We start from the raw sequence: 20386 nt of genomic DNA on the forward strand, positions 1-20386 counted from the left end.
CTCACTTGCGAAGCATGCTGAGGACGGCCCACTTTCGTTCCTGGCGCTTTTTGTACTTGGGCAGCGCCCGGTACAGATCGATCGATTCCTGGAACGCCGCTTTGGCTTCCTGGGTCCGGCCCAGGGCTTTGTACATCATCCCGAGCAGGTAGTAGCCTTCACAGGAGGAGGACTGGATCTGCTGGAATTCCTGCACGTAGCTCACGGCCTTGGCCTGGTCGGTGCTCTTATAAATATCCGCCAGCCTTAGATAAGGGCGGCCGTATTTGACGCGGGGGTTCAGCTCAAGCGCGCGAAGAATATGCTGCTCCCCCTCCTGGATGCGTCCCAGCTTGAGCTTGACGGTACCGAGGTCATCCCAATATTCGGCGGAATCCTCCGACTGGGCTTCGATGGATTCCAGCAGATGGAGCGCCTCAGGATACTTTTTCCGTTCGATCAGCAGGCGGGCGAGCTCGTGCTTGGAGGAGACATCGCTAGGGCTCATCGTCACGTGGGCTCTCAGCTTGGATATCCGGTTCATCCGTTTTAATGGCTTGGTCACGCTCGGAAAAATGCCCACAAATTTTCTGTCCAGCAAGTAGACGATGATCAGCAGGACAAGGATGGCCAGGAAGGGGTTTCCGAGCAGCCGGGCCAGTATGAAAAACAGGGCGATTTTAATAAACATAAAGCCTCCTTATGAAAAACGCCGGGCCAGGCTGCAGCGAGCAGCCTATTGGCTCGACAGTGCGCTTCGTACGCTTAAAATGTATTTCGATTGATCCAGCGGATTGACGCCCCTTCTCTGGCGGGCGGCATTGATTTCCGGCGGGGCTTCCTGATATCCGGCAAACGAGGAAGCCATCACGCCGCGGCCGCCGGTCATGGACCGCAGCTTCACCGGAAATTCGAGCGAAGTCGCCGCCGGAATGATGCCTTCGACCATAAAGCGTCCGTGCAGGATGGAAGGCGGCTCAAATTCCGCGCGCATCTGCACCAGGTCGCTGAGGATTTTGCCCCCGTATTCCTCAGGGGTGGTGATGCGGAACCGAAGCATCGGCTCCAGCAGGGTCGTGCCCGTCACGGCCAAGCCGTTCATGATGCCCATCGGCGTGGCGACGACAAAATCGAGCGGGTGCGTATGCCACACATGATGCTCTCCTTCAACGAGGGTTACCCTGAGGTCGGTGACCTCCCAGCCCAGCAGCCCCTGCTGCAGGGCCTCCGGCACGCGCCGCTCCACCTCGTTCTGGTAGCTCGTCAGCAGATCTTCGCTCCGTACCTGGGAGCTGTATACGAGGCCGCTCCCGCGGGGGAGCGGTTCGATCGTGAACCGGAGCACGGCCCAGCACGGCTTGGGCATCGTATAAGCGATAAAGCCTTCACCGGATTGGCTCGGCGTTTCCTTATAAATGACGGAAGGCTGGCCGAACCGGACCTTCAGGCCGAAACGGCTCTCCAGCTGGCTGGACAAAATTTCGAGCTGGATGGAGCCCATCACTTTAAGATGAAGCTCCCGCTCGTTGGGAAGCCACTGCAGATCGAGCAGCGGATCCTCGTCGGTGAGCTCCTGAAGCGCCTCTACCAAGTCCTGATAGCGCGTTTCTTCCTCGGCCTGCACCTGAACGGTTAGCAGCGGTACGGCGATGGAAGGGGAAGGGGGAATGCGCTCGCTGCTGCCCAGAATATCGCCGATCTTGGATTGGGACAGGCCGTATACCGCGGCGATATCTCCGGCATGCAGCTCCCCCAAATCTGCGAATTTGCGTCCGTCCATTTTCCGGATTTGGGTTACCTTTTCCTGAACGTCCTGCGTCAGGTTACGGACAGCGTCTCTGTTTTTCAGAGTGCCGTTATAGAGCCGGACGTAGGCGGCGCGTCCCATCGTTTTTTCCCGTTCGATTTTGAACACGACGCCCGAAAGCTCGCCCTCATTATCGCCGGTTGGCCCGGGCAGATACGCTGCTGCATGATCCAGCAGCTCTCGGATACCGATGCCTCTCTGCGATGAGCCGAAGAGGACGGGGAATAACCGGCCCTGACGGGTCAGACGGGCGAGCATGCTTCGCAGCTCCTCCGGCGCAATCGGCTCCCCTTCGATAACCCGCAAAAGCAGCTCTTCATCCACATCTGCGCAGGCCTCCACCAACTGTACGTACTCCGGACGTTCAAGCTCCCCATCCTTGGCGGGGTCCAGAATGGAATGCATGCCGGCAAAGTCCTCTGCTTCACCTATCGGAATTTGAAGCGGGACGGCGTGAGGAGAGAGGAGCCGTTTGATTTCATCCAGGACGGAAGCGGCGGACACGCCGGTCCGGTCCATTTTGTTCACGTAAATTAACGTCGGGATGTTTAAGGATCGGAGCGCATGCCACACCGTTTCCGTCTGGGATTGAACGCCCTCGGCCGCGGATACGATGAGGATGGCCCCATCCATAACGCGCATCGACCGCTCCACCTCGGATAGAAAATCGACGTGGCCCGGCGTGTCGATGACGTTGATATGTTTGCCTTTCCAATGGAGCGTGGTCGCGGCGGCACGCACGGAGATGCCCCGCTCCCGCTCGACTTCGAGCGAATCGGTCAGCGCCGTTCCTTGGTCCACGCTGCCCAATGTGCGGATCGTGCCGCTCTCAAAGAGCATATGCTCGGTCGTGGTCGTTTTACCTGCGTCGATATGGGCAAAAATGCCGATGTTTCTCGTTTCTTTGGTCGTCATAGCGCTGATGCCACCCCGTATGCTTCGGATTATAGTGACTCTATTATAGCATGGGGGAACGATCCGCAGCCTTTTTCGCGCGAATTCAAGGACTCCGAAAGATTGCAAGCAGTTTTATTTTTTCGAGATTTGAAAGGTGAATTTCCATACGGCCTGGTTTCCCGAATATCGGCCCCGGTTCTCCGTGACCGTCACTTTCATCTCCACCAGCTGGGTTTTCTTTGTCAGCGTGCTGACTTTAATCGATTTCTGAGCTTTGCCTTCGTCCGGGATCTTGTCCTGTTCTTCGGCGTAGGCGTACAGGTTGATCGAACTCACGTTTTTGATGGTGACGGAACTGCCCTCCTCCACTTCCTTACCGTTCACAGAAGCCGTGTAATACCACTCATTGCCAACATGCTCGTTCTTAACTAACTGAACGCTCACAAGTTTGACATTCCAGCCGGAAGCGGATGCAGCCAAGGCAGGTGTGGCGCCGGCAACCACGATCAACAGAACGGCAGTGATCCATAAGCCTAATTTTTTGATGAATGAATCCATTGTGTACCGCCTTTCGCTCTAGTCCATATAGAACTTCTTTTAATAAGGTAGACCCCTATCGTACTATAACCCCTTTTGTTAAATTGTTCCATATGCAATTTGGGAAATCAGCGGATAACGGTTTACACGCTGTTTCGTTATAGGCCGCCCTGGTTGGGGTAAGCATAAAAGGATGGAATTCTGCTGCCGCGAGTATGGCATTGGCGGTGTATATGCAAAATGGGAGGAATGACGAATATGGAACGCACGTGGTGGAAAGAAGCCGTCGTGTATCAGATCTATCCCCGCAGCTTTAAAGACAGTGACGGCGACGGGGTCGGCGATATTCAAGGGATCGTGTCGAAGCTGGACTATTTGCAGGAGCTCGGGGTAGACGTCATCTGGCTCTCTCCGGTCTACAAGTCGCCGAATGACGATAACGGTTACGATATCAGCGATTACTTCGAGATCATGGACGAATTCGGCACGATGCAGGATTGGACGCAGCTTCTGGACGGCTTGCACGAACGCGGAATGAAGCTGCTTATGGATCTGGTCGTAAACCATACCTCGGATGAGCATGCCTGGTTTGCGGAGTCCCGCTCATCCCGGGACAACCCTTACCGCGACTATTATATCTGGCGCCTAGGTAAAGGCGGGAATATGCCGCCGAACAACTGGAGGTCCTTTTTCAGCGGGTCGGCCTGGAAGTATGATGACACGACCGGAGAATACTATTTGCACCTGTTTTCAAAGAAACAGCCCGACCTGAACTGGGACAATCCGAAGCTCAGGCAGTCGGTGTACGAGATGATGACCTTTTGGCTGGATAAAGGCGTGGATGGCTTCCGCATGGACGTCATCAACCTGATTTCCAAAGTTCCGGGGCTTCCAGACGACGGGGAGGACGGACTTGGAGATGGCAGCCCTTATTTTATGAACGGCCCGCATGTGCATGACTATTTACGGGAGATGAACGAGCAGGTGCTGTCGAAATACGATGTGATGACGGTTGGGGAGACACCGGGCGTATCGGTGGAAGAAGCTCTGAAATATACCGGAGCGGACAGGAAAGAGCTGCAAATGGTGTTTCAATTTGAGCATATGGACGTCGATGCGGGCGACGGCGACAAATGGACCGTGGTCCCATGGACGCTTCAGAAGCTGCGCGGCGTGCTTCATAAATGGCAGACCGGGCTGGCGGAGGACGGGTGGAACAGCCTGTATCTCAACAATCATGACCAGCCGCGGATGGTGTCGAGATTCGGCAATGACGGTAAATACCGGATTCCTTCGGCTAAAATGCTCGCTACGCTGCTGCACACCCTTAAAGGCACGCCCTACATTTATCAGGGCGAGGAGCTCGGCATGACGAACATCCAATTTAACAGCATTGAGGACTACCGGGATATTGAAATTTTGAACATGTACGAGGAACGGGTCACGCAGGGAAATGCGGATCCGGGAACGATCATGGAGGCGATCCATGCCAAGGGAAGGGACAATGCGAGAACGCCGATGCAGTGGAACGACGGGCCCAATGCCGGGTTTACGACAGGTACGCCTTGGATCCGGATCAATCCCAATTACAAGGAAATCAACGCGGAAGCGTCGATGAGCGATCCGGATTCGGTCTTCCACTATTATCAGCGGCTGATCGCTTTGCGCAAGCAGAATCCCGTGATGGTATACGGGGATTACCAGCTCCTGCTGCAGGATAACGAGCAGATTTATGCGTATACCCGTACTTTGGGCGAGGTGATATGGCTTATCGCTTTGAATTTTTCGGAATCGGCTGCGATCCTTGAACTTGACGACAGGTACAGCGGCATGAAAAGGGAGCTGATCATCGGCAACTATCCCGAGGACGGAATGGAACCCGAGCGGCTGCGCCCTTATGAAGCAAGAGTCTACCGGATGTTTACGTAATGTCCGGCTGCTCAAAGAACAGACTTCTCAAAGAAAAGACTTCTCAGAACGTACTCTCGCGATGAAGGAAAGCGTCCCGGCCATGGCCGGGCCTTTCTTTGTTAAAAGGAGAAAAAAATTGCCGGGAATGCCCGAAGCGTGTCCGTTTTGTCATGGGCTGCTGGATATGATATGTTCGTCCTAACGTATAGGAGGTTGTTATTCATGAATGAACGTTTGAACCGGCAGATCGAATTTATCAGGGAAATCGACAAGCTGAAGACGATCTACCGCCAGTCGTACCTGATGGACAAATCCCGGCACGAAAATGATGCGGAGCATACCTGGCATATTACGCTCATGGCCTGGCTGCTCGAGGAGCATTTGGATCAGCGGAAGGTAAATCTGCTTCGGGTCATGAAAATGCTCTTGGTGCACGATTTGGTTGAAATCGATGCAGGTGACACCTTCGCTTATGATGAGCAGGGACAGGAGGGGAAATTCGAGCGGGAAATGGTCGCGGCCAAGCGGATTTTCGGGCTTCTGCCCGTCGATCAGCGTGATGAAATGCTGGCCCTGTGGCTCGAATTCGAGCAGCGGGAAACCCAGGAATCGCGCTATGCGGCGGCCATGGACCGGATTCAGCCGCTGCTTCACAATTATTTTACCGGAGGAAAAGCGTGGCAGGAACACGGAGTTGCGGCAGACCGCGTCCGGGCGCGGATCGTTTTTTTGCAGGAGGACCTCCCGGACCTGTATTCGCTGGTTCAGCACTTGATCGACGATGCGGTCAAACAGGGGTATCTCCGCCCCTGATACCGAACAGAATAAGGGACTTTTCAGTATAGACGGTCCCCGCCAATGTGATAGAATGATAGTAACTGCTAAGCGAACTGCGATCTACATATTACTTGCCTGAACGCAAAAAGGAGAGGGACTAAAGCGATGAAGCTGAGCCAAAATGATACATTACTCTTTATTGGGGATTCCATTACGGATTGCGGCCGCGTCCGGCCGGTCGGGGAAGGCGGCTTCGGCCAGCTGGGCAGCGGTTACGTCGCACAAGTCGACGCGCTGCTGAGCGCGGTATACCCGCAGCTTAACATCCGGGTGCTGAATACGGGAATCGGCGGGAATACCGTCCGCCATTTGAAGGAGCGCTGGGAGAGCGACGTGCTCGACCTGAAGCCGGACTGGCTTTCGATCATGATCGGAACCAACGATGTGTGGCGCCAATTCGACCGTCCGCTGAATCCGGATCAGCATGTGTATTTGGACGAATATGAAGCGACGCTGAGGGAACTGGTACAAGCGACACGGCCGAGGCTGAAGGGGCTCGTCTTGATGACTCCATATTACCTCGATCCGAACGTGAACGACCCGATGCGTGCAACGATGGACGTCTATGGGGCCGTTGTGAAAAAGGTCGCTGCGGAATTTGACGCCATCTTCGTCGATACGCAGGCTGCTTTCGACGCGTTGTCGGAGCATGTCTATCTGTCTTCGCTGGCTACGAACTGGGACCGTGTCCACCCGGGATCCCGAGGACATATGACGCTGGCGAGAGAATTTTTGAAAGCGGTCGGCTTCAGCTGGTAAGTTAATATTGAAAAAGTTGCCCTGCCTTCCGATATATAGGTTGAGGTGATACGGATGGCCAAGAAGGGGCAAGTTTTTAGCTCATACAGCCTGGATACCAAACGGAAGGCCGTACATATGCGTCTTCAAGGGATGACCAAAAAAGAAGTGGCTGCCGCATTAGGCATCGCCGACATCGGCAGGTTAAAGGTATGGATGAGGAAATACCGCGAGCACGGGGAATCCGGGCTCATGGATAAGCGGGGCCGCTCAAGGGAAACGCTGACGATCGATCGGCCCTTGGCGGAACCGGTTCAGCATTAAATTTCGGGGAAGAAGCTCTGATTTGACAGGGCTTCTTCTTTTTTTTCGCGGGAAGGGTGGGCCGAAGCACATTTTGCAAATGGGTCTGGATTGTCCATACGTTTGTGCATTTATGACATATGGATAAAATAACCTTACAATCAGCCATATATGCCGTAAAGGTAATCCGAATGGAGGTGTTGTCAGTGCAAAGCCGGAGCGCAAACCACGCCAAAGGCATAGATGTGTCGCATTGGCAGGGCATCATCGATTGGAAGAAGGTCCGCGGCGCGGGATATTCGTTTGCCTTTCTTAAAGCGACAGAGGGATCCCGGATCGTCGACGACCGCTTCCGGGCCAACGCGCAGGGCGCCAAAAACGCGGGGCTTCTTGTCGGGGCATACCATTTTACCCGTGCGGCCTCCCCGGATGATGTCAAGAACGAAGTGGATCATTTCCTCCAGGTGATTGAAAGCGCCGGGGGGCTGTCCGCGTTCAAGCTGCCGTTTGTGCTGGATATCGAAACGAAGGAAGGCCAGACCAAGGCGCGAATCAGCCAGATCGTGAATACATGGGGAACCCAATTCAAGCAGCAGACTGGCCGAACCCTGATGATCTATACGTTTCCAAGCTTTATCGATTCTTACCTGGATTCGTCGCTCGGTTCTTACCCGCTGTGGTATGCCTATTACAGCAGTGGTACGCCAGCCAACAAGGCGGGCTGGAAAGCTTGGGAATTTATCCAGTATACCAACAAGGGCAAAGTGCCGGGGATCAGCGGCGACGTTGACCTGAACGAGTATAAAGGAAGCGAGGCGGAATTAATGGCAGCATACAGCAATCCAACGCCGAACACCAGCGAAACAGCTCCGCAGTGGAAAGAGTCGGGAAGACAATGGCTGATCGACCAGGTGGGAATCAGTCCCGACTGGAAGGCCGAAGATCCGGTTGATATCGGGACGCTGGGCAGCATTTTGCTCAAGTATACCCAGAATGTCCTGGGCAAGAAGCAATCCTGATTGGCATAACGTACCTTTCGCGCAAAATAGGCTGTGCTCCGCCATGAAAATTGGGTCTTTGACCAGACCATGGGGAGCGGGCTTTCATACCATAAGAGTATGAAAACGGAGGAGGGAATGAAATGAGCGGAGTCGTTGGAGGTTATGGCTGCGGCGTAAATCCTTTCGCATCGACAGGTGCAATTTTGGTCCTCTTTATTTTGTTGGTCATCATTACCCGTTCTTTCTGGATATAACGTCTACAGAAATATAGTTTGCTCACCTGTTTTCGGCGTCCTGCCGGGGACAGGTGCTTTCTTTGGATGCTATAGACTGTACATACTTTCGGGTATGATTCATTTTTGAGCAGCCGGGTATTTGTACTCCAAGAGGTGATGAAACATGGACAAGGAGTACAAGGACCGGCAGGAGCCCGTGAATCGTGATGAAAACGAAAAACATGCACGCATGGATCATCCGGAACAGTATGCCACCGAGCGCGAAAGCCTGTTCGACCGCTTCGAAAGCGAACGCAACGTGGATCCGATCCCCGTGGAGGATTTAACCGAAAATATGAAGGACGAGCAGAATAAAGAGCACACCAAAGATTCCTCCTCCAGCGAAAAGAAATATCGACCGTAACAGCCCGGCTTTCCTACGGACAGGATCAGGAAAAGAAAAAGCGCAGGTTCCTCCCCTATAAATGGGACAAGCCTGCGCTTTGCTATGCTCTCCGCTGCAGTCATTTGCTCATGGTGCCTGGTGTTGGCTGATCTGGCTTTTATTTTTTAGTAAGAAGAAACAAGAACTTAAGTTGATTGTAACAAGGGTTGTTCTAAGGTACTCTGATCCGCGGCTTTTATGCTTCGGGTTTAATCTTTGGCGCCCATCGTGATCAAATTGAGAAGCACCGTTACGGCACCAAGAATAATACTGGTCCATAATGCGCTTGTATCTACGGAATAAACGAAAGGGAATACGATGAACCAAACTCCGGCAAGAAGCGAAATCCAATTTTGCCAGGAGCCCCATCCCGAACTGGAGAACGCCCACAATGAGGCGATCAGCTGAACGGCACCGATAATGACGCTGGTCCACAATGCGCCGTTATCGTCAGAGAACCCGAAAATCCAGGGAGCGATAATAAACCAAATGCCAATCAGAGCGACAATCGTGTTGTCTACGCTTCTGAGCTTCATACACACACCTCCGGTTTATAAATTGCCAACATCAGGATACGTAAAAATCATATGCAAATAATTCCAGTTCATGACCTGCTGCACAAATTAACATCTGGAGTCAGTTGGATCCTAGAAAAGCGTATCTTTGCCCCGGGACTCCTTCATTGGCTGAAAGGAGGGATGAAGTATTCGCCGTCATCCTGCACACTGCCGAATGGTTCGCGATGGCCGCCAGGTCCCCCGCCGTGTCCTCCACCTGGGCTACCATAGCCTCCGCCACCGTGATAACTTCCATGACCTCCAATGCCCGGGTAGCCTCCATGGCCGCCAAAACCGTCATAGTGCCCGCCATGCCCGTATCCCCCGTATCCCCCGTATCCCCCGTATCCGCCAAAATAGGGATATCCGGCATAAGGATAGGGATATGGATAAGGAGAGTAGTATGGATAAGGATAGGGATAAGGATAAGGATAAGGATAATAGGAATAAGGATAATAGGAATAAGGGGATCCAGTAGTTAAAGACATTCTAACGCCTCCCATTTTTCAACTATGGAAACAGCGTATGCCGGAAGGCGAAAATCGTGATAAGTGCCCTGTAAAAATGGGCGCATGCCCCGTAACCAAACAGACATCAAAAATTAATACTGGCATAATGCTGTTTTAATGTTTCATTCACAATTGGTTTGTATATTTATATATATAACCCCCTTTGATATATATAGTACGGAATGGACCCTGACGGCCTTGGCGCTGTGACAGGGTCATTTTTTTGCGTAAAACGGGAAATACAAAATATTCCATGGGATGAAATAGATACGGGCTGCGGACTGCATAGGTGATATCTCATTTGGGAAACTTACGATTGAAGTCTTATACCTGGAGGTGAAAATGATGAAGAAGCGTATCGCTGCAGCCCTGCTCACAGCCTGCATTTCCATGAGTGTTGCCGTGCCTGCATTTGCGTATGGCAATGGTACTGGCACTGGCACTACGGGAACTACAGGAACATACAGCACCAACAACACAAACGGAACCTATGGCACCAACGGTATGAACAATACTTACGGCACCTACGGTACCAACAACGGATATAACAATACGATCCGTACCAACGCAGCTAATGACAACAACGACATGGATTGGGGATGGCTTGGACTTCTTGGCCTGCTTGGATTGATTGGACTCCGCGGAAGAAACCGTGAGCACTCCTAAGCGACTCGGCATCCCATAATCAAGCAAAAGCACCCTTGCAGATTCTGTGATCTGACGGGGTGCTTTTTTATGATTAGGAACAAACCGCACAAGAGCAGCGCGTCCAGATACAAATACAATCGGATGTTAACCAAATAAAATTGGGCGCCCCTTGCGGGACGCCCTCATGGGAGAGGAGAAACCGGACGAAGAGCTTATGGGGAAACGTAAGCTTACTCCGCGGTTGTCTACGACATTCGTTTGATGTCGATAATTTAAGCATTCCCAGGCAGAGATGTTTTATACATTGCTTTTCCAAAAAAGATGAAAAATCCCTCAAGGGCCATTTTTCAAACTTGCGGGGATTGTGGTACGATATCGTCATAATTGCGTATTCCGCAAAATTCGATATCCCTCGCGAAATTCGGCATGATATGACGCCATAGGATAAAGAATAACGGAATACGGACAAGATCAAGTGAAACTGCGGTTTCATCGATAGAATGGGTGAAAAGCAAGTGAGAGTTGTTTCGGGAAGCGCAAAGGGCAGACCGCTGAAGGCGGTGCCGGGCATGGGTACCCGCCCGACGACCGACAAGGTCAAGGAAGCGATTTTCAGCATGATCGGGCCTTATTTTGACGGAGGGACCGTTCTCGATTTATTTGCGGGAACCGGGGGACTGGCGATCGAGGCGCTCAGCCGGGGCATGGAACGGGCGGTGCTCGTCGACATGGACCCGAAGAGCATTGAGACGATTCGGGCGAACCTCAAGGCGACCAAGATGGAGGGACAAGCGGAAGTGTACCGGAACGATGGTGTCCGGGCGCTGAAGGCGTTGGAAAAGCGAGGGCTGGTCCTGGACGCTGTTTTTCTGGATCCGCCGTATCGGATGAAGAACGGGGACGAGCTCATGCTCCTTATGCAGGACAAGCATATGCTACGGCAAGGCGCGGTCATTGTTCTGGAGCATGAGTCAGGCTACGAATACCCCGCCGAGTTCGGCTCGTTTACCTGCATCCGGCATGCGGTGTACGGTGAAACGGCCGTATCGATCTATAGATACGAAGAACATACAGCGGATTCGTCCGACGACGATCTGCGGGCAGGAGGGCAAGATGAGCGAAACGAATAGCAAGCAGCGCATTGCCGTATATCCGGGCAGCTTCGATCCGGTGACCATGGGGCATCTCGACATCATCCAGCGGGCCGCAAAGCAGTTTGACGTGCTGATCGTTGCTGTACTCAACAACCGGAGCAAAAACCCGCTGTTTACGGTAGAAGAGCGGATGGATTTGATCCGGCAGGTAACCGGGCATATCCCGAATATCGAAGTGGACAGCTTCCGCGACCTGACGGCCAACTATGTGCGGCAGAAGAATGCCCAGGCTATCATGCGCGGCATTCGCTCCGTCACCGATTTTGAATACGAGATGCAGATGGCGTCGACCAATCATAAGCTGAACCCGGAGGCGGAGACCGTCTTTATGATGACGAATCCGAAGTACTCCTATCTCAGCTCAAGCATCGTCAAGGAGATTGCCGCCTATCATGGAGACGTGACGGATCTGGTTCCGCCGGAAGTGGAGAAGGCGCTGCGCAGTAAATTTTAACGCCGGACCGTTTTAGCGCGACGGGGAACCACAATCAGAAGGACGATTAAGGCGCCGAGGATGGAGGCGAGCAGGAGTCCCTGCCACTTCAGCACCTGGGGCATCAGCACCCACAGATCCTCTATCGGGCCGCGGCTGCCGCTGAACGGGCCGATAGAGGAATAAACGGGATGAATACGGCCCAACAATGCGGCGAGCGGAGCCCAGGTCAACCATGTCAGGGCAAAGGCATACGCACCATGAAGAATCCGGGTCCAGACCATGGGCATAAGCGGAGCCCCGGTTTTGCGGATCAGGGACATGGACTGCAGCAGGGCGCTGATGCCGCTGAATCCGAGGAGAGCGGACAGAACGGACCACTGCAGCCCACCGGAAGCAAACGCGGCGGCACTGATGTCCCGGGCGCCCAAATGAACCTCGAAGAGGCTTGATAATGCGTAATCCGGAATCGGAAGCCGGGCGGTCGTCACCCTGCCGGCAATTTGGATGACAACGGAGAAAATAATGATGTAGCCGCCGATCATCATCAGCACCTGGACGGCATGCGTGACGGAGTCGCCAAGCAGCCGGCCGAAGCTGCGTCCGTCTTTGGCGCGGGCCTCCTCCGCCGCTTGAAGAACGCGGGCAGGCAGCGGGGCAGGCTTGCCCTCCAGCCGCTGCTGCCGGGGCTTGTCTGACGCAGGGGCGGCTCCTTTCGTTCTGACGCGCCGGTGGACGGTCAGATAGGCCAGGATGCCGGCGATCCAATGAACGGCGATCAAGCCGTAGCCCAGGGCCGGATCGTGCATCAGACCGGTGGCTACCACGACGAGAATCATCACCGGGTTGCAGAAGTGGGATAAGGCTGCGAGCTTGCCCGCTTCTTCGGCCTGAAGACTGCCCTGGGCGTGAAGCTGCTGAACCGCCTGGGCACCGCCCGGAAAACCGGTCGTCAGCCCCATGGCCATGACCCATCCGCCGGTGCCGGGCAGCCGGAACAGCTTCTTCATCAGCGGCTCCAGAAAAGCGCCCAGGGCGCTCACCCAGCCGTACGCGATCAGAATTTCCGACAGGACGAGAAAAGGCAAAAGCCCGGGAAACACGATTTTCCACCATAGGTTCAGGCCTTGAAGGGAAGCCTGAAAAGCGGGGGCAGGGGAACTGACGATACCGGCCACGAGAGCTGCTGCGCACGCTCCCAGCATAAGCGTCATGGCTTTGGGAGAAGGACGCTGCGTCGTTTTTTTCATGATTTTCACCTCTTAAGAGTAAACATAGCTAGTACCCAATCTATGCGGGGAAGACAACCATAAGACCAGGGAGCAGGGATGGGAATGAAAGATGGCAACAATATGAGACAGCCGCGCAGAAGAGAGGGCTTGCGCCTTCTGCTGTACATTTTCGTGGTGGCGGTTATGGTGTATGTGTGCGTATATATGCCGACACCATACATTATTTATCAGCCGGGCAGCGCCAACGAGGTGAAGCCGATGCTGTCGATTGCCAAAGGGGATACGGAGGAGCGCGGAACCTTCATGATGACGACGGTGGCGGCAAGTTACGCCAATATCGCCATGCTCGTCATGTCGGTGTTCAACCCGAACGATGAGGTAGCCAAGAAGCAGGCGAGACTCGGGGATATGAGCGAGGATGAGTATGCGGCGGAGCAGGTCTACATGATGAGCGACTCCCAGTCCTCCGCGATGGAGGCGGCTTACCGGGAAGCCAAGGTGCCGTTCAGCATCGTTCCTGAGTATTTGTTTGTGTTCTCGACGCCGGACGATTCGGTGAACAATAAATACTTCAAGCCCGGAGACCGCATTGAGGAAGTCAACGGCAAGCCGGTCCCGGACAATACGGCGCTCGCCGACATTCTGAAACCGATGAACGTGGGCGATGAGGTCACCGTCAAGCTGCTTCGGAGCGGCAAAACGCTGGAGCAGAAGCTGAAGCTGATTCCGATCAAGGATCAGAAAACGGGAAGCACCCGGGCCGGCCTCGGGGTCACCATAGCGACGATGCAGGCGGTCAAGACGAAGGATCCGGGCCATCAGGTCCAGTTCAAGGATACGCGGATCGGAGGGCCTTCCGCCGGCCTTATGTTCTCGATGGAAATCGTCAACCAGCTGACGCCCGGGGATCTGACCAAGGGCTACCGGGTCGCAGGCACAGGCACGATCGACAAGAACGGTACCGTCGGGGCGATCGGAGGCGTCCAGCATAAGATTGTGGCGGCGGACCGGGAGAATGCTGATATTTTCTTCGTTCCGAAAGATAACTATAACGAGGCGAAAGCCAAAGCGGATCAGATTAAAACGAAAATGAAGCTGGTTCAGGTCAGCACCCTCGAGCAGGCGATGGACTATATGAACCAGCTGCAGGCTAAATCATGACCGGCGGCTGCATATAGTCGCGGTACCAATCGTCCGGCGACGGCGCGTCGTACGCGTTCGCATATGCCGCCGCCGCCCGGAGGTCCAGGTCCAGCTGGTCATGGGAGAAGGCGGACGGCTTCATTACCACCGGTAGGGAGGCCGTCTTTTTCATTTGCTTGAGCAGAGCCTGTCCCGTCTTGTTGAATCCCAGGATCCTTAAATAGCCGGGGCCTTCCGCAAGACGCGCAGGAGCGAGCTGCTCCTTCGAGTGCCGAAGCAAAATATGCACCAGCATCCGCTGCAGCTTCGTATGGGTATAGCGCTTTGTCTTTAAGGCGGCGAGCAGGCCGGCCACATCGGCTCCCGTCAGGGCCGGCAGCAGCTTGCCCAGGCGATGCTCAAGCCCTTCCGTCACTTCGTGCAGGGCCGCGAGCTGCTCGGGAGGCGTGGTGAGCAGCAGGTGCAGAAGCGGCTGCCGGAACGATTCCCAGGTGATCGGCCCGCGTCCGGCGGCAAATTCCCGCTTCAAAATGGCGAGCGTCGTGGCCGGCACATACGGAGCGGCCTCGTCAGGGGCCGGGCCGAGCAGCATGCGGCGCACCGCGGTGGCGCTGGCTATATTCGTATGCCCCGGCACTTCATCGTGATATCCCGCGTGGATGCGCGGGATGGTGTAGGGGCGCATACGGTTGCCAAGGCGCTCGAGCGCGATCAAATAATGCAGGCCGAGCGTATGGTTCGGCTTGTGGAGCAGCTGGAGAATATCCTCTTTCCAGCCTCCGCTTCCCGCCAGAGCTTCGGCGGCTGCCGCGTAGGCGGAAGGGTAGCTCATCCCCTGGCCCAAATAGTGCGCGATATGGCCTTGAAGCTCTTCGCTTTCATGCGCCAGCATGCGGGCCAGCGGCTGCAGCACTTCCAGCGTCCCGCTTTCGGTTCCGAAGCAGACGCTGTCGACGACACCGGTGGCGTTCAGCAGCGCGACGGCCCCATAGGCAAACCATTCGGCGGGCTGAACAGCATATGCGGCCGGCAGCTCGATTACCAGGTCAGCACCCATGGCCAGCGCCATTTCAGCGCGGGCGTATTTGCTGACGATCCCCGGCTCGCCCCGCTGCAGGAACGGCCCGCTCAGCACCGCGACGGCATGCTCGGCACCCGTCACTTCCTTGGCTCTGGTATAATGGTGGACGTGGCCGTTATGTAAAGGATTATATTCGACAATCAGGCCGACTGCGGACATGGTCTTCAGCTCCATCGTTTCATTTTGGGCACCCGTGGTTAACGGCTGTTATAAAATATATCATAAAACGAATGGCATCCAGTCACAATAAGGGGGAACGTAAGGTCAAGGTGAAACTATTGACAAAGTTCCCCGGAAATCGGTATAATAATTTTTGTTTGTTTGGAGTGATGTATATGCACTTTCAATTCAGGAAAATGGCAGCCAGCAGCGAGCCGCTGCAGCTCCGTCAGCAAGTGGATGTAAGTCCGCTGCTTAAAGGACTGGGTGACATCAAGGCCGACGGGCCGCTCACGGCGGAACTTACAGCCTCGTATGTCGGTCCCGATACAGTGGATGTTCAAGGCGAGTTATCCGTACAGCTGGACATGTCCTGTTCACGCTGTCTGACACCGGTGCATGAGCATTTGGATATTCCATTCCACGAGCAGTTCAAGCTTAAGAAGCAGCCTGAGGAAGCCGAGGACGAAGAAGATGAAACCATTTATGTGGACAACGAGACTGTGGAGCTCGTCCCTTACGTGGAGGAATCCTTTATCCTGAATCTTCCGATGACCGTCGTGTGCAAGGAATCCTGCAAAGGCCTGTGCCCTACGTGCGGAAGAGACTTGAACGAAGGTGCCTGCGGCTGTAATAATGAAGTGGTAGATCCACGGCTTGCAGCGCTAAAAGACTTTTTCAAATGAGCATGAATGCATTCCTCCGGGCCCTTCGGGACCCCGGTTGATTGAAATAAGGAGGTGGGAACATGGCAGTACCTCAACGGAGAACGTCCAAGACACGTCGTGACAAGCGTCGTACTCACTTTAAACTGGCAGTGCCGGGCATGGTGAAATGTGAACAATGCGGAGAATTGAAGCTTGCTCACCACGTATGCAAAGTGTGCGGAACGTATAAATCAAGAGAAATCATTTCGCAGTAATGCCAAAAACAATCAAGTAGTACTTCATCTTTGGTGAGGTGCTATTTTTTTTGTCACTTTCTTTTTAACCCGTCATGCTTTATACTACATTAGTACCAGGTTCTAATGAAAACTGTCCGGATTGATTCTTTTTTCCTGTGAATTCTATTCACGAACTTCATAGACTGTTTGTGTTCCACATTTCATGGACGGACAAGACATGACAGGGAGGTGCCTCACATCGAACGGTTGCCCAAGAAGCAGCGGCATCAGCAGCTTTTGAAGATTATCGAACAAAATCCGTTTGTGACCGACCGCGAACTGACGCGGGAGCTGAAGGTCAGCATTCAGACGATCCGGCTTGACCGGATGGAACTAGGCATCCCGGAACTGCGGGAACGAATGAAGCAGATGGCAGAGCACTCCTATGATCAAGTTCGCTCCTTGCAGCTTGATGAGGTTGTCGGGGATGTCGTGGATCTGCAGCTGGATAAGAGCGGCATTTCCATTTTTGAAATACGGGAAGAGCATGTGTTCACCCGAAACCATATCGCCCGCGGACATTATGTGTTCGCCCAGGCCAACTCGCTGGCAGTTGCTCTCATTAACGACGAGATTGCCTTGACCGCATCGGCAGACATCCGGTTTCTGCGGCAGGTTCATCTGGGAGAGAAGTGCATCGCCAAAGCTTATGTCCGGTCTATGGCCGGCCAGAAGGGTAAGGCCAAGGTTGAGGTGTTCACGTATGTTGGCGAGGAAATGGTGTTCCAGGGGAACTTTCTGATATACAGATCGACGGGCGAGGATAACAGCGAAGGAGGAGTACAGTATGCGGATCGCCATTGATGCCATGGGCGGTGACCATGCGCCGGAGTGCAACGTGGAAGGAGCTTTGGCTGCCGCCGCCGAATGGAAAGATACGCAGATCGTTCTGGTCGGGGACGAGCAGCGGTTGCTGCCGCTCCTGAAGCAAGGCGGAGGGACGGTTCCCTCCAATCTGACGGTCCATCATGCGGGTGAAGTGATCGAAGCCGAGGATGAACCGGTCAAGGCCGTCCGGCGCAAGAAGGATGCTTCCATGGTCGTGGCGGGACGGATGCTGAAGGAGAAGCAGGCGGAAGCCATGATTTCGGCAGGCAACACGGGAGCGCTGATGACGACCGGATTGCTGGTTGTCGGACGGATGGAAGGGATTGAGCGTCCGGCTCTGGCCCCTATGATCCCGACGCTTGACGAAGCCGGCGTGCTGGCCCTGGATCTGGGCGCGAATATGGACGCAAAGCCCGAGCATTTGGCGCAGTATGCGCTGATGGGCAGCCTTTATCGCGAGAAGGTGATGGGCGTGAAGAATCCACGGGTCGGCCTGCTGAACGTGGGCACCGAGCCAGGGAAGGGGAACGAGCTCACCAAGCTGGCGTTCCCGCTGCTGCAGGAGCTTCCGATCAACTTCATCGGCAACGTGGAAGCCCGGGATATTATGCTCGGGAGCTGCGACGTCCTCGTGTGCGACGGATTTGCCGGCAATATCTTGCTGAAGGCTGTGGAAGGAACGGCCGGCGCGATGTTCAAGCTGCTGAAGGAGCAGTTCACCCAGAATATGCGCAGCAAGCTTGGGGCCGCCCTGCTTATGCCTCAGCTGCGTAATTTGAAAGGCAAGCTGGACTACAAGGAGCACGGGGGCGCCCCTCTGCTCGGCCTGAGCGGACTTGTCGTCAAGAGTCACGGCTCGGCGGACGGCAACGCCATCAAGAACGCGGTCCGGCAGGCCCGTGTTGCACTGCAGAATCAACTGGTTGAGAGTATATCCAAGGAAATCAGCGGGAAGTGAGTGACAAGAGAATGGAAAAATTACGTTCAGTAGGCATCATCGGCACAGGCAAGTATGTTCCTGAGAAAATATTAACCAACAGCGATCTGGAAAAGATGGTGGAGACGAACGACGAATGGATCGTCTCCCGCACCGGGATCCGCGAGCGGCATATCGCTTCTCCGGAACAAGCGACTTCGGACCTGTGTTATGAAGCGGCCCTGAAGGCGCTGGAGTCCGCCGGGATGTCGGCTGAAGAGCTGGACCTGATCGTTGTCGCAACCATCACCCCGGATACGTTCTTTCCGTCAACGGCGTGCATTCTGCAGGACAAGCTCGGCGCCAAGCAAGCCGCCGCGTTCGACCTGTCCGCTGCCTGCTCCGGCTTCGTCTACGGCCTCGCGACGGCGAGCAATTTTATCAAGACCGGCATGTACAACAACGCTCTGGTCATCGGCGCCGACACGCTGTCGCGGATAACGGATTATACCGACCGCAACACCTGCGTGCTGTTCGGTGACGGCGCGGGAGCCGTCATCCTGGGCGAAGTTCCCGAAGGCCGGGGATTTCAGTCCTTTGACCTCGGAGCCGAAGGGGCCGGCGGTACGCTGCTGAAACTGGAAGCTGGCGGTTCCAGACTGCCGGCGTCCCAGGAGACGCTCGAAGGCAAGAAGCACTACATTTATATGAACGGGCGCGAAGTGTTCAAATTTGCGGTCCGCGTCATGAATACGGCAACGGAAGACGTCCTGCGCAAGGCCGGCAAAACGAAGGCCGATATCGACCTGTTCGTGCCGCACCAGGCGAACATCCGTATCATTCAGTCCGCCATGGAGCGTCTGGACCTTTCGCCGGATAAATGCGTCATCAACGTAGATAAGTACGCCAATACGTCGGCGGCTTCCATTCCGCTTGCGCTGGTGGAAGCGGCGGAGGAAGGCCGGATGAAGGAAGGCGACTGCGTGCTGATGGTCGGCTTCGGCGGAGGATTGACCTGGGGCGCATCCGTGCTGATCTGGTAATCATATGATTCATCTTATGTGAATGATCAATCGATAGCATAAGAAGTGAATTGGCTTAGTCAAGCAATACAATAGAAGCTTTGCATCAAGAAGTATACGAGAGGAGCCTGAGCAATGGGGAAAGTTGCGTTTGTGTTTCCCGGACAAGGGGCCCAATCCGTCGGAATGGGTAAAGATTTCTATGATGCGGTTCCCGCTTCCCGCCGCATTTTCGAAAGTGCGGACGAGGTGCTGGGATTCCCTATGACGAATATGATTTTTAAAGGTCCGGACAGTGAGCTGAAGAAGACCTTCAATACGCAGCCTGCGCTCCTGACGGCCAGCGTTGCGGCGTTCGAGGCGGTTCGCGAACAAGGCGTTACTCCTGACTTTGTCGCCGGACACAGCCTGGGCGAATACAGCGCCCTAGTGGCTTCCGGCGTGCTGAGCTTTGAGGATGCGGTAGGAACGGTCCGGGCGCGCGGCGAATTTATGGAGCAGGCGGTTCCGGGCGGACAAGGGGCCATGGCCGCCGTGCTCGGTGCCGAACGCGAAGCGCTGGCCGAGCTGTGCCGCAGCATCACGGCCGAAGGACATCTCGTGGAGCTGGCCAACCTGAACTGCCCGGGGCAGATCGTCGTCTCCGGCTCGAAGGAGGGCGTCGCCCTTGTGGGCGAGCGCGTGAAAGAAGCCGGAGGAAAAAGAGCGATCCCGCTTGAGGTAAGCGGACCTTTCCATTCCTCGCTGATGAAATCGGCTGCCGAGAAGCTGGGCGGGAAGCTGCAGTCTCTTAGCTTTAACGAACCGGCCATTCCTGTGGTTGCGAATGTGACGGCCCGTCCGGCCGCGTCTGCGGAAGAAATCCGCGGGTTGCTGGTGGAGCAGGTTTACTCCCCCGTGCTGTGGGAGGATACGGTGATCTATCTCATCTCCCAAGGGGTGGATACGTTTGTCGAGATCGGTCCCGGAAACGTGCTGACCGGCTTGATCAAAAAGACGGATAAATCCGTCAAGCTGATTAACGTAAGCAGCCTGGACAGCCTGGAGACGCTCAAGGCCAGTCTTGAACAATGATTACGCAAGAAACTTTG

At 54.8% G+C, this 20386-nt stretch carries 24 protein-coding genes; 17 read left to right on the forward strand and 7 right to left on the reverse strand.

Translation table 11 applies throughout. From position 1 onward, the window contains the following. Position 1: 1 nt before the first annotated feature. The 3 genes from ABIE48_RS08520 to ABIE48_RS08530 form a co-directional block, all read right to left on the reverse strand. Positions 2-670, reverse strand: a complete 669-nt coding sequence (locus ABIE48_RS08520; protein ID WP_192714771.1) for a tetratricopeptide repeat protein — start codon at positions 668-670, stop codon at positions 2-4. A gap of 45 nt (positions 671-715) precedes the next feature. After that, entirely contained in the window at positions 716-2701 is a 1986-nt protein-coding gene (locus tag ABIE48_RS08525) for a GTP-binding protein (protein ID WP_192714770.1), read from the reverse strand. Between the two features lie 114 nt (positions 2702-2815). Next, positions 2816-3241 (reverse strand): hypothetical protein, encoded by a 426-nt coding sequence (locus ABIE48_RS08530; protein WP_192714769.1) that lies wholly within the window; start codon positions 3239-3241, stop codon positions 2816-2818. Positions 3242-3478: 237 nt separating this feature from the next. On the opposite strand from ABIE48_RS08530, the gene ABIE48_RS08535 reads away from it, so the two are divergent. The 7 genes from ABIE48_RS08535 (at position 3479) to ABIE48_RS08565 (ending at position 8649) form a co-directional block, all read left to right on the forward strand. Continuing rightward, a complete protein-coding gene (locus ABIE48_RS08535) occupies positions 3479-5149 on the forward strand; it encodes a glycoside hydrolase family 13 protein (RefSeq protein ID WP_192714768.1) in 1671 nt (556 codons plus the stop codon). A gap of 204 nt (positions 5150-5353) precedes the next feature. Further along, positions 5354-5944: an HD domain-containing protein gene (locus ABIE48_RS08540; protein WP_145022023.1), complete on the forward strand. Its 591-nt coding sequence runs from the start codon at positions 5354-5356 to the stop codon at positions 5942-5944. A gap of 129 nt (positions 5945-6073) precedes the next feature. Then, on the forward strand, positions 6074-6727 hold the full coding sequence (locus tag ABIE48_RS08545) for an SGNH/GDSL hydrolase family protein (protein ID WP_145022020.1): 654 nt from the start codon (positions 6074-6076) through the stop codon (positions 6725-6727). 54 nt (positions 6728-6781) lie between these two features. Continuing rightward, complete coding sequence (locus tag ABIE48_RS08550) at positions 6782-7030, forward strand: helix-turn-helix domain-containing protein (RefSeq protein ID WP_145022017.1); 249 nt, start codon at positions 6782-6784, stop codon at positions 7028-7030. Between the two features lie 185 nt (positions 7031-7215). Next, positions 7216-8028, forward strand: a complete 813-nt coding sequence (locus tag ABIE48_RS08555) for a glycoside hydrolase family 25 protein (protein ID WP_186325905.1) — start codon at positions 7216-7218, stop codon at positions 8026-8028. Between the two features lie 122 nt (positions 8029-8150). Next, entirely contained in the window at positions 8151-8264 is a 114-nt protein-coding gene (locus ABIE48_RS08560; protein WP_192714767.1) for a sporulation protein YjcZ, read from the forward strand. 145 nt (positions 8265-8409) lie between these two features. Further along, positions 8410-8649: a hypothetical protein gene (locus ABIE48_RS08565; protein ID WP_145022011.1), complete on the forward strand. Its 240-nt coding sequence runs from the start codon at positions 8410-8412 to the stop codon at positions 8647-8649. 230 nt (positions 8650-8879) lie between these two features. On the opposite strand, the gene ABIE48_RS08570 is transcribed toward ABIE48_RS08565, so the two are convergent. After that, positions 8880-9206, reverse strand: a complete 327-nt coding sequence (locus tag ABIE48_RS08570; RefSeq protein WP_105443685.1) for an SPW repeat protein — start codon at positions 9204-9206, stop codon at positions 8880-8882. A gap of 143 nt (positions 9207-9349) precedes the next feature. Continuing rightward, positions 9350-9715: a hypothetical protein gene (locus ABIE48_RS08575; RefSeq protein WP_192714766.1), complete on the reverse strand. Its 366-nt coding sequence runs from the start codon at positions 9713-9715 to the stop codon at positions 9350-9352. 366 nt (positions 9716-10081) lie between these two features. Between ABIE48_RS08575 and ABIE48_RS08580 the strand changes: the two genes are divergently transcribed. The 3 genes from ABIE48_RS08580 (at position 10082) to coaD (ending at position 11992) form a co-directional block, all read left to right on the forward strand. Next, positions 10082-10402, forward strand: a complete 321-nt coding sequence (locus tag ABIE48_RS08580; protein ID WP_116231283.1) for a WGxxGxxG family protein — start codon at positions 10082-10084, stop codon at positions 10400-10402. Between the two features lie 497 nt (positions 10403-10899). Further along, positions 10900-11514 carry a 16S rRNA (guanine(966)-N(2))-methyltransferase RsmD gene (gene rsmD, locus ABIE48_RS08585; RefSeq protein WP_192715338.1) on the forward strand — a complete coding sequence of 205 codons (615 nt, stop codon included), beginning with the start codon at positions 10900-10902 and terminating at the stop codon, positions 11512-11514. Further along, positions 11498-11992, forward strand: coding sequence for a pantetheine-phosphate adenylyltransferase (gene coaD / locus ABIE48_RS08590; protein WP_076168267.1), 495 nt, complete (start codon positions 11498-11500; stop codon positions 11990-11992). Before rsmD ends, coaD begins: the two co-directional genes overlap by 17 nt. On the opposite strand, the gene ABIE48_RS08595 is transcribed toward coaD, so the two are convergent. Next, positions 11989-13221, reverse strand: coding sequence for a nucleoside recognition domain-containing protein (locus ABIE48_RS08595; RefSeq protein WP_192714765.1), 1233 nt, complete (start codon positions 13219-13221; stop codon positions 11989-11991). The genes coaD and ABIE48_RS08595 overlap by 4 nt on opposite strands. A gap of 84 nt (positions 13222-13305) precedes the next feature. On the opposite strand from ABIE48_RS08595, the gene ABIE48_RS08600 reads away from it, so the two are divergent. Next, entirely contained in the window at positions 13306-14364 is a 1059-nt protein-coding gene (locus ABIE48_RS08600; RefSeq protein WP_354518705.1) for a SepM family pheromone-processing serine protease, read from the forward strand. Here the strand turns inward: ABIE48_RS08600 and ABIE48_RS08605 are convergent. Then, positions 14354-15586 (reverse strand): nucleotidyltransferase, encoded by a 1233-nt coding sequence (locus tag ABIE48_RS08605; RefSeq protein ID WP_192715336.1) that lies wholly within the window; start codon positions 15584-15586, stop codon positions 14354-14356. The two genes, ABIE48_RS08600 and ABIE48_RS08605, sit on opposite strands and share 11 nt — an antisense overlap. Positions 15587-15762: 176 nt before the next feature. On the opposite strand from ABIE48_RS08605, the gene ABIE48_RS08610 reads away from it, so the two are divergent. From ABIE48_RS08610 to fabD, 6 genes are all read left to right on the forward strand, one after another. Beyond that, positions 15763-16272 (forward strand): YceD family protein, encoded by a 510-nt coding sequence (locus ABIE48_RS08610; protein ID WP_076168259.1) that lies wholly within the window; start codon positions 15763-15765, stop codon positions 16270-16272. 62 nt (positions 16273-16334) lie between these two features. Next, positions 16335-16508 carry a 50S ribosomal protein L32 gene (rpmF, locus tag ABIE48_RS08615; RefSeq protein ID WP_036645943.1) on the forward strand — a complete coding sequence of 58 codons (174 nt, stop codon included), beginning with the start codon at positions 16335-16337 and terminating at the stop codon, positions 16506-16508. A gap of 228 nt (positions 16509-16736) precedes the next feature. After that, complete coding sequence (fapR, locus tag ABIE48_RS08620; protein WP_076168257.1) at positions 16737-17333, forward strand: transcription factor FapR; 597 nt, start codon at positions 16737-16739, stop codon at positions 17331-17333. Next, positions 17317-18315, forward strand: a complete 999-nt coding sequence (plsX, locus tag ABIE48_RS08625) for a phosphate acyltransferase PlsX (RefSeq protein ID WP_105443654.1) — start codon at positions 17317-17319, stop codon at positions 18313-18315. The genes fapR and plsX overlap by 17 nt, the downstream gene beginning before the upstream one ends. 11 nt (positions 18316-18326) lie before the next feature. After that, a complete protein-coding gene (locus ABIE48_RS08630; protein WP_144025357.1) occupies positions 18327-19316 on the forward strand; it encodes a beta-ketoacyl-ACP synthase III in 990 nt (329 codons plus the stop codon). 114 nt (positions 19317-19430) lie between these two features. Continuing rightward, complete coding sequence (gene fabD / locus ABIE48_RS08635; protein WP_192714764.1) at positions 19431-20369, forward strand: ACP S-malonyltransferase; 939 nt, start codon at positions 19431-19433, stop codon at positions 20367-20369. Positions 20370-20386 lie beyond the last annotated feature (17 nt).

The sequence above is a fragment of the Paenibacillus sp. OAE614 genome (genome assembly GCF_040546645.1).
GTDB lineage: Bacteria > Bacillota > Bacilli > Paenibacillales > Paenibacillaceae > Paenibacillus_AQ > Paenibacillus_AQ favisporus.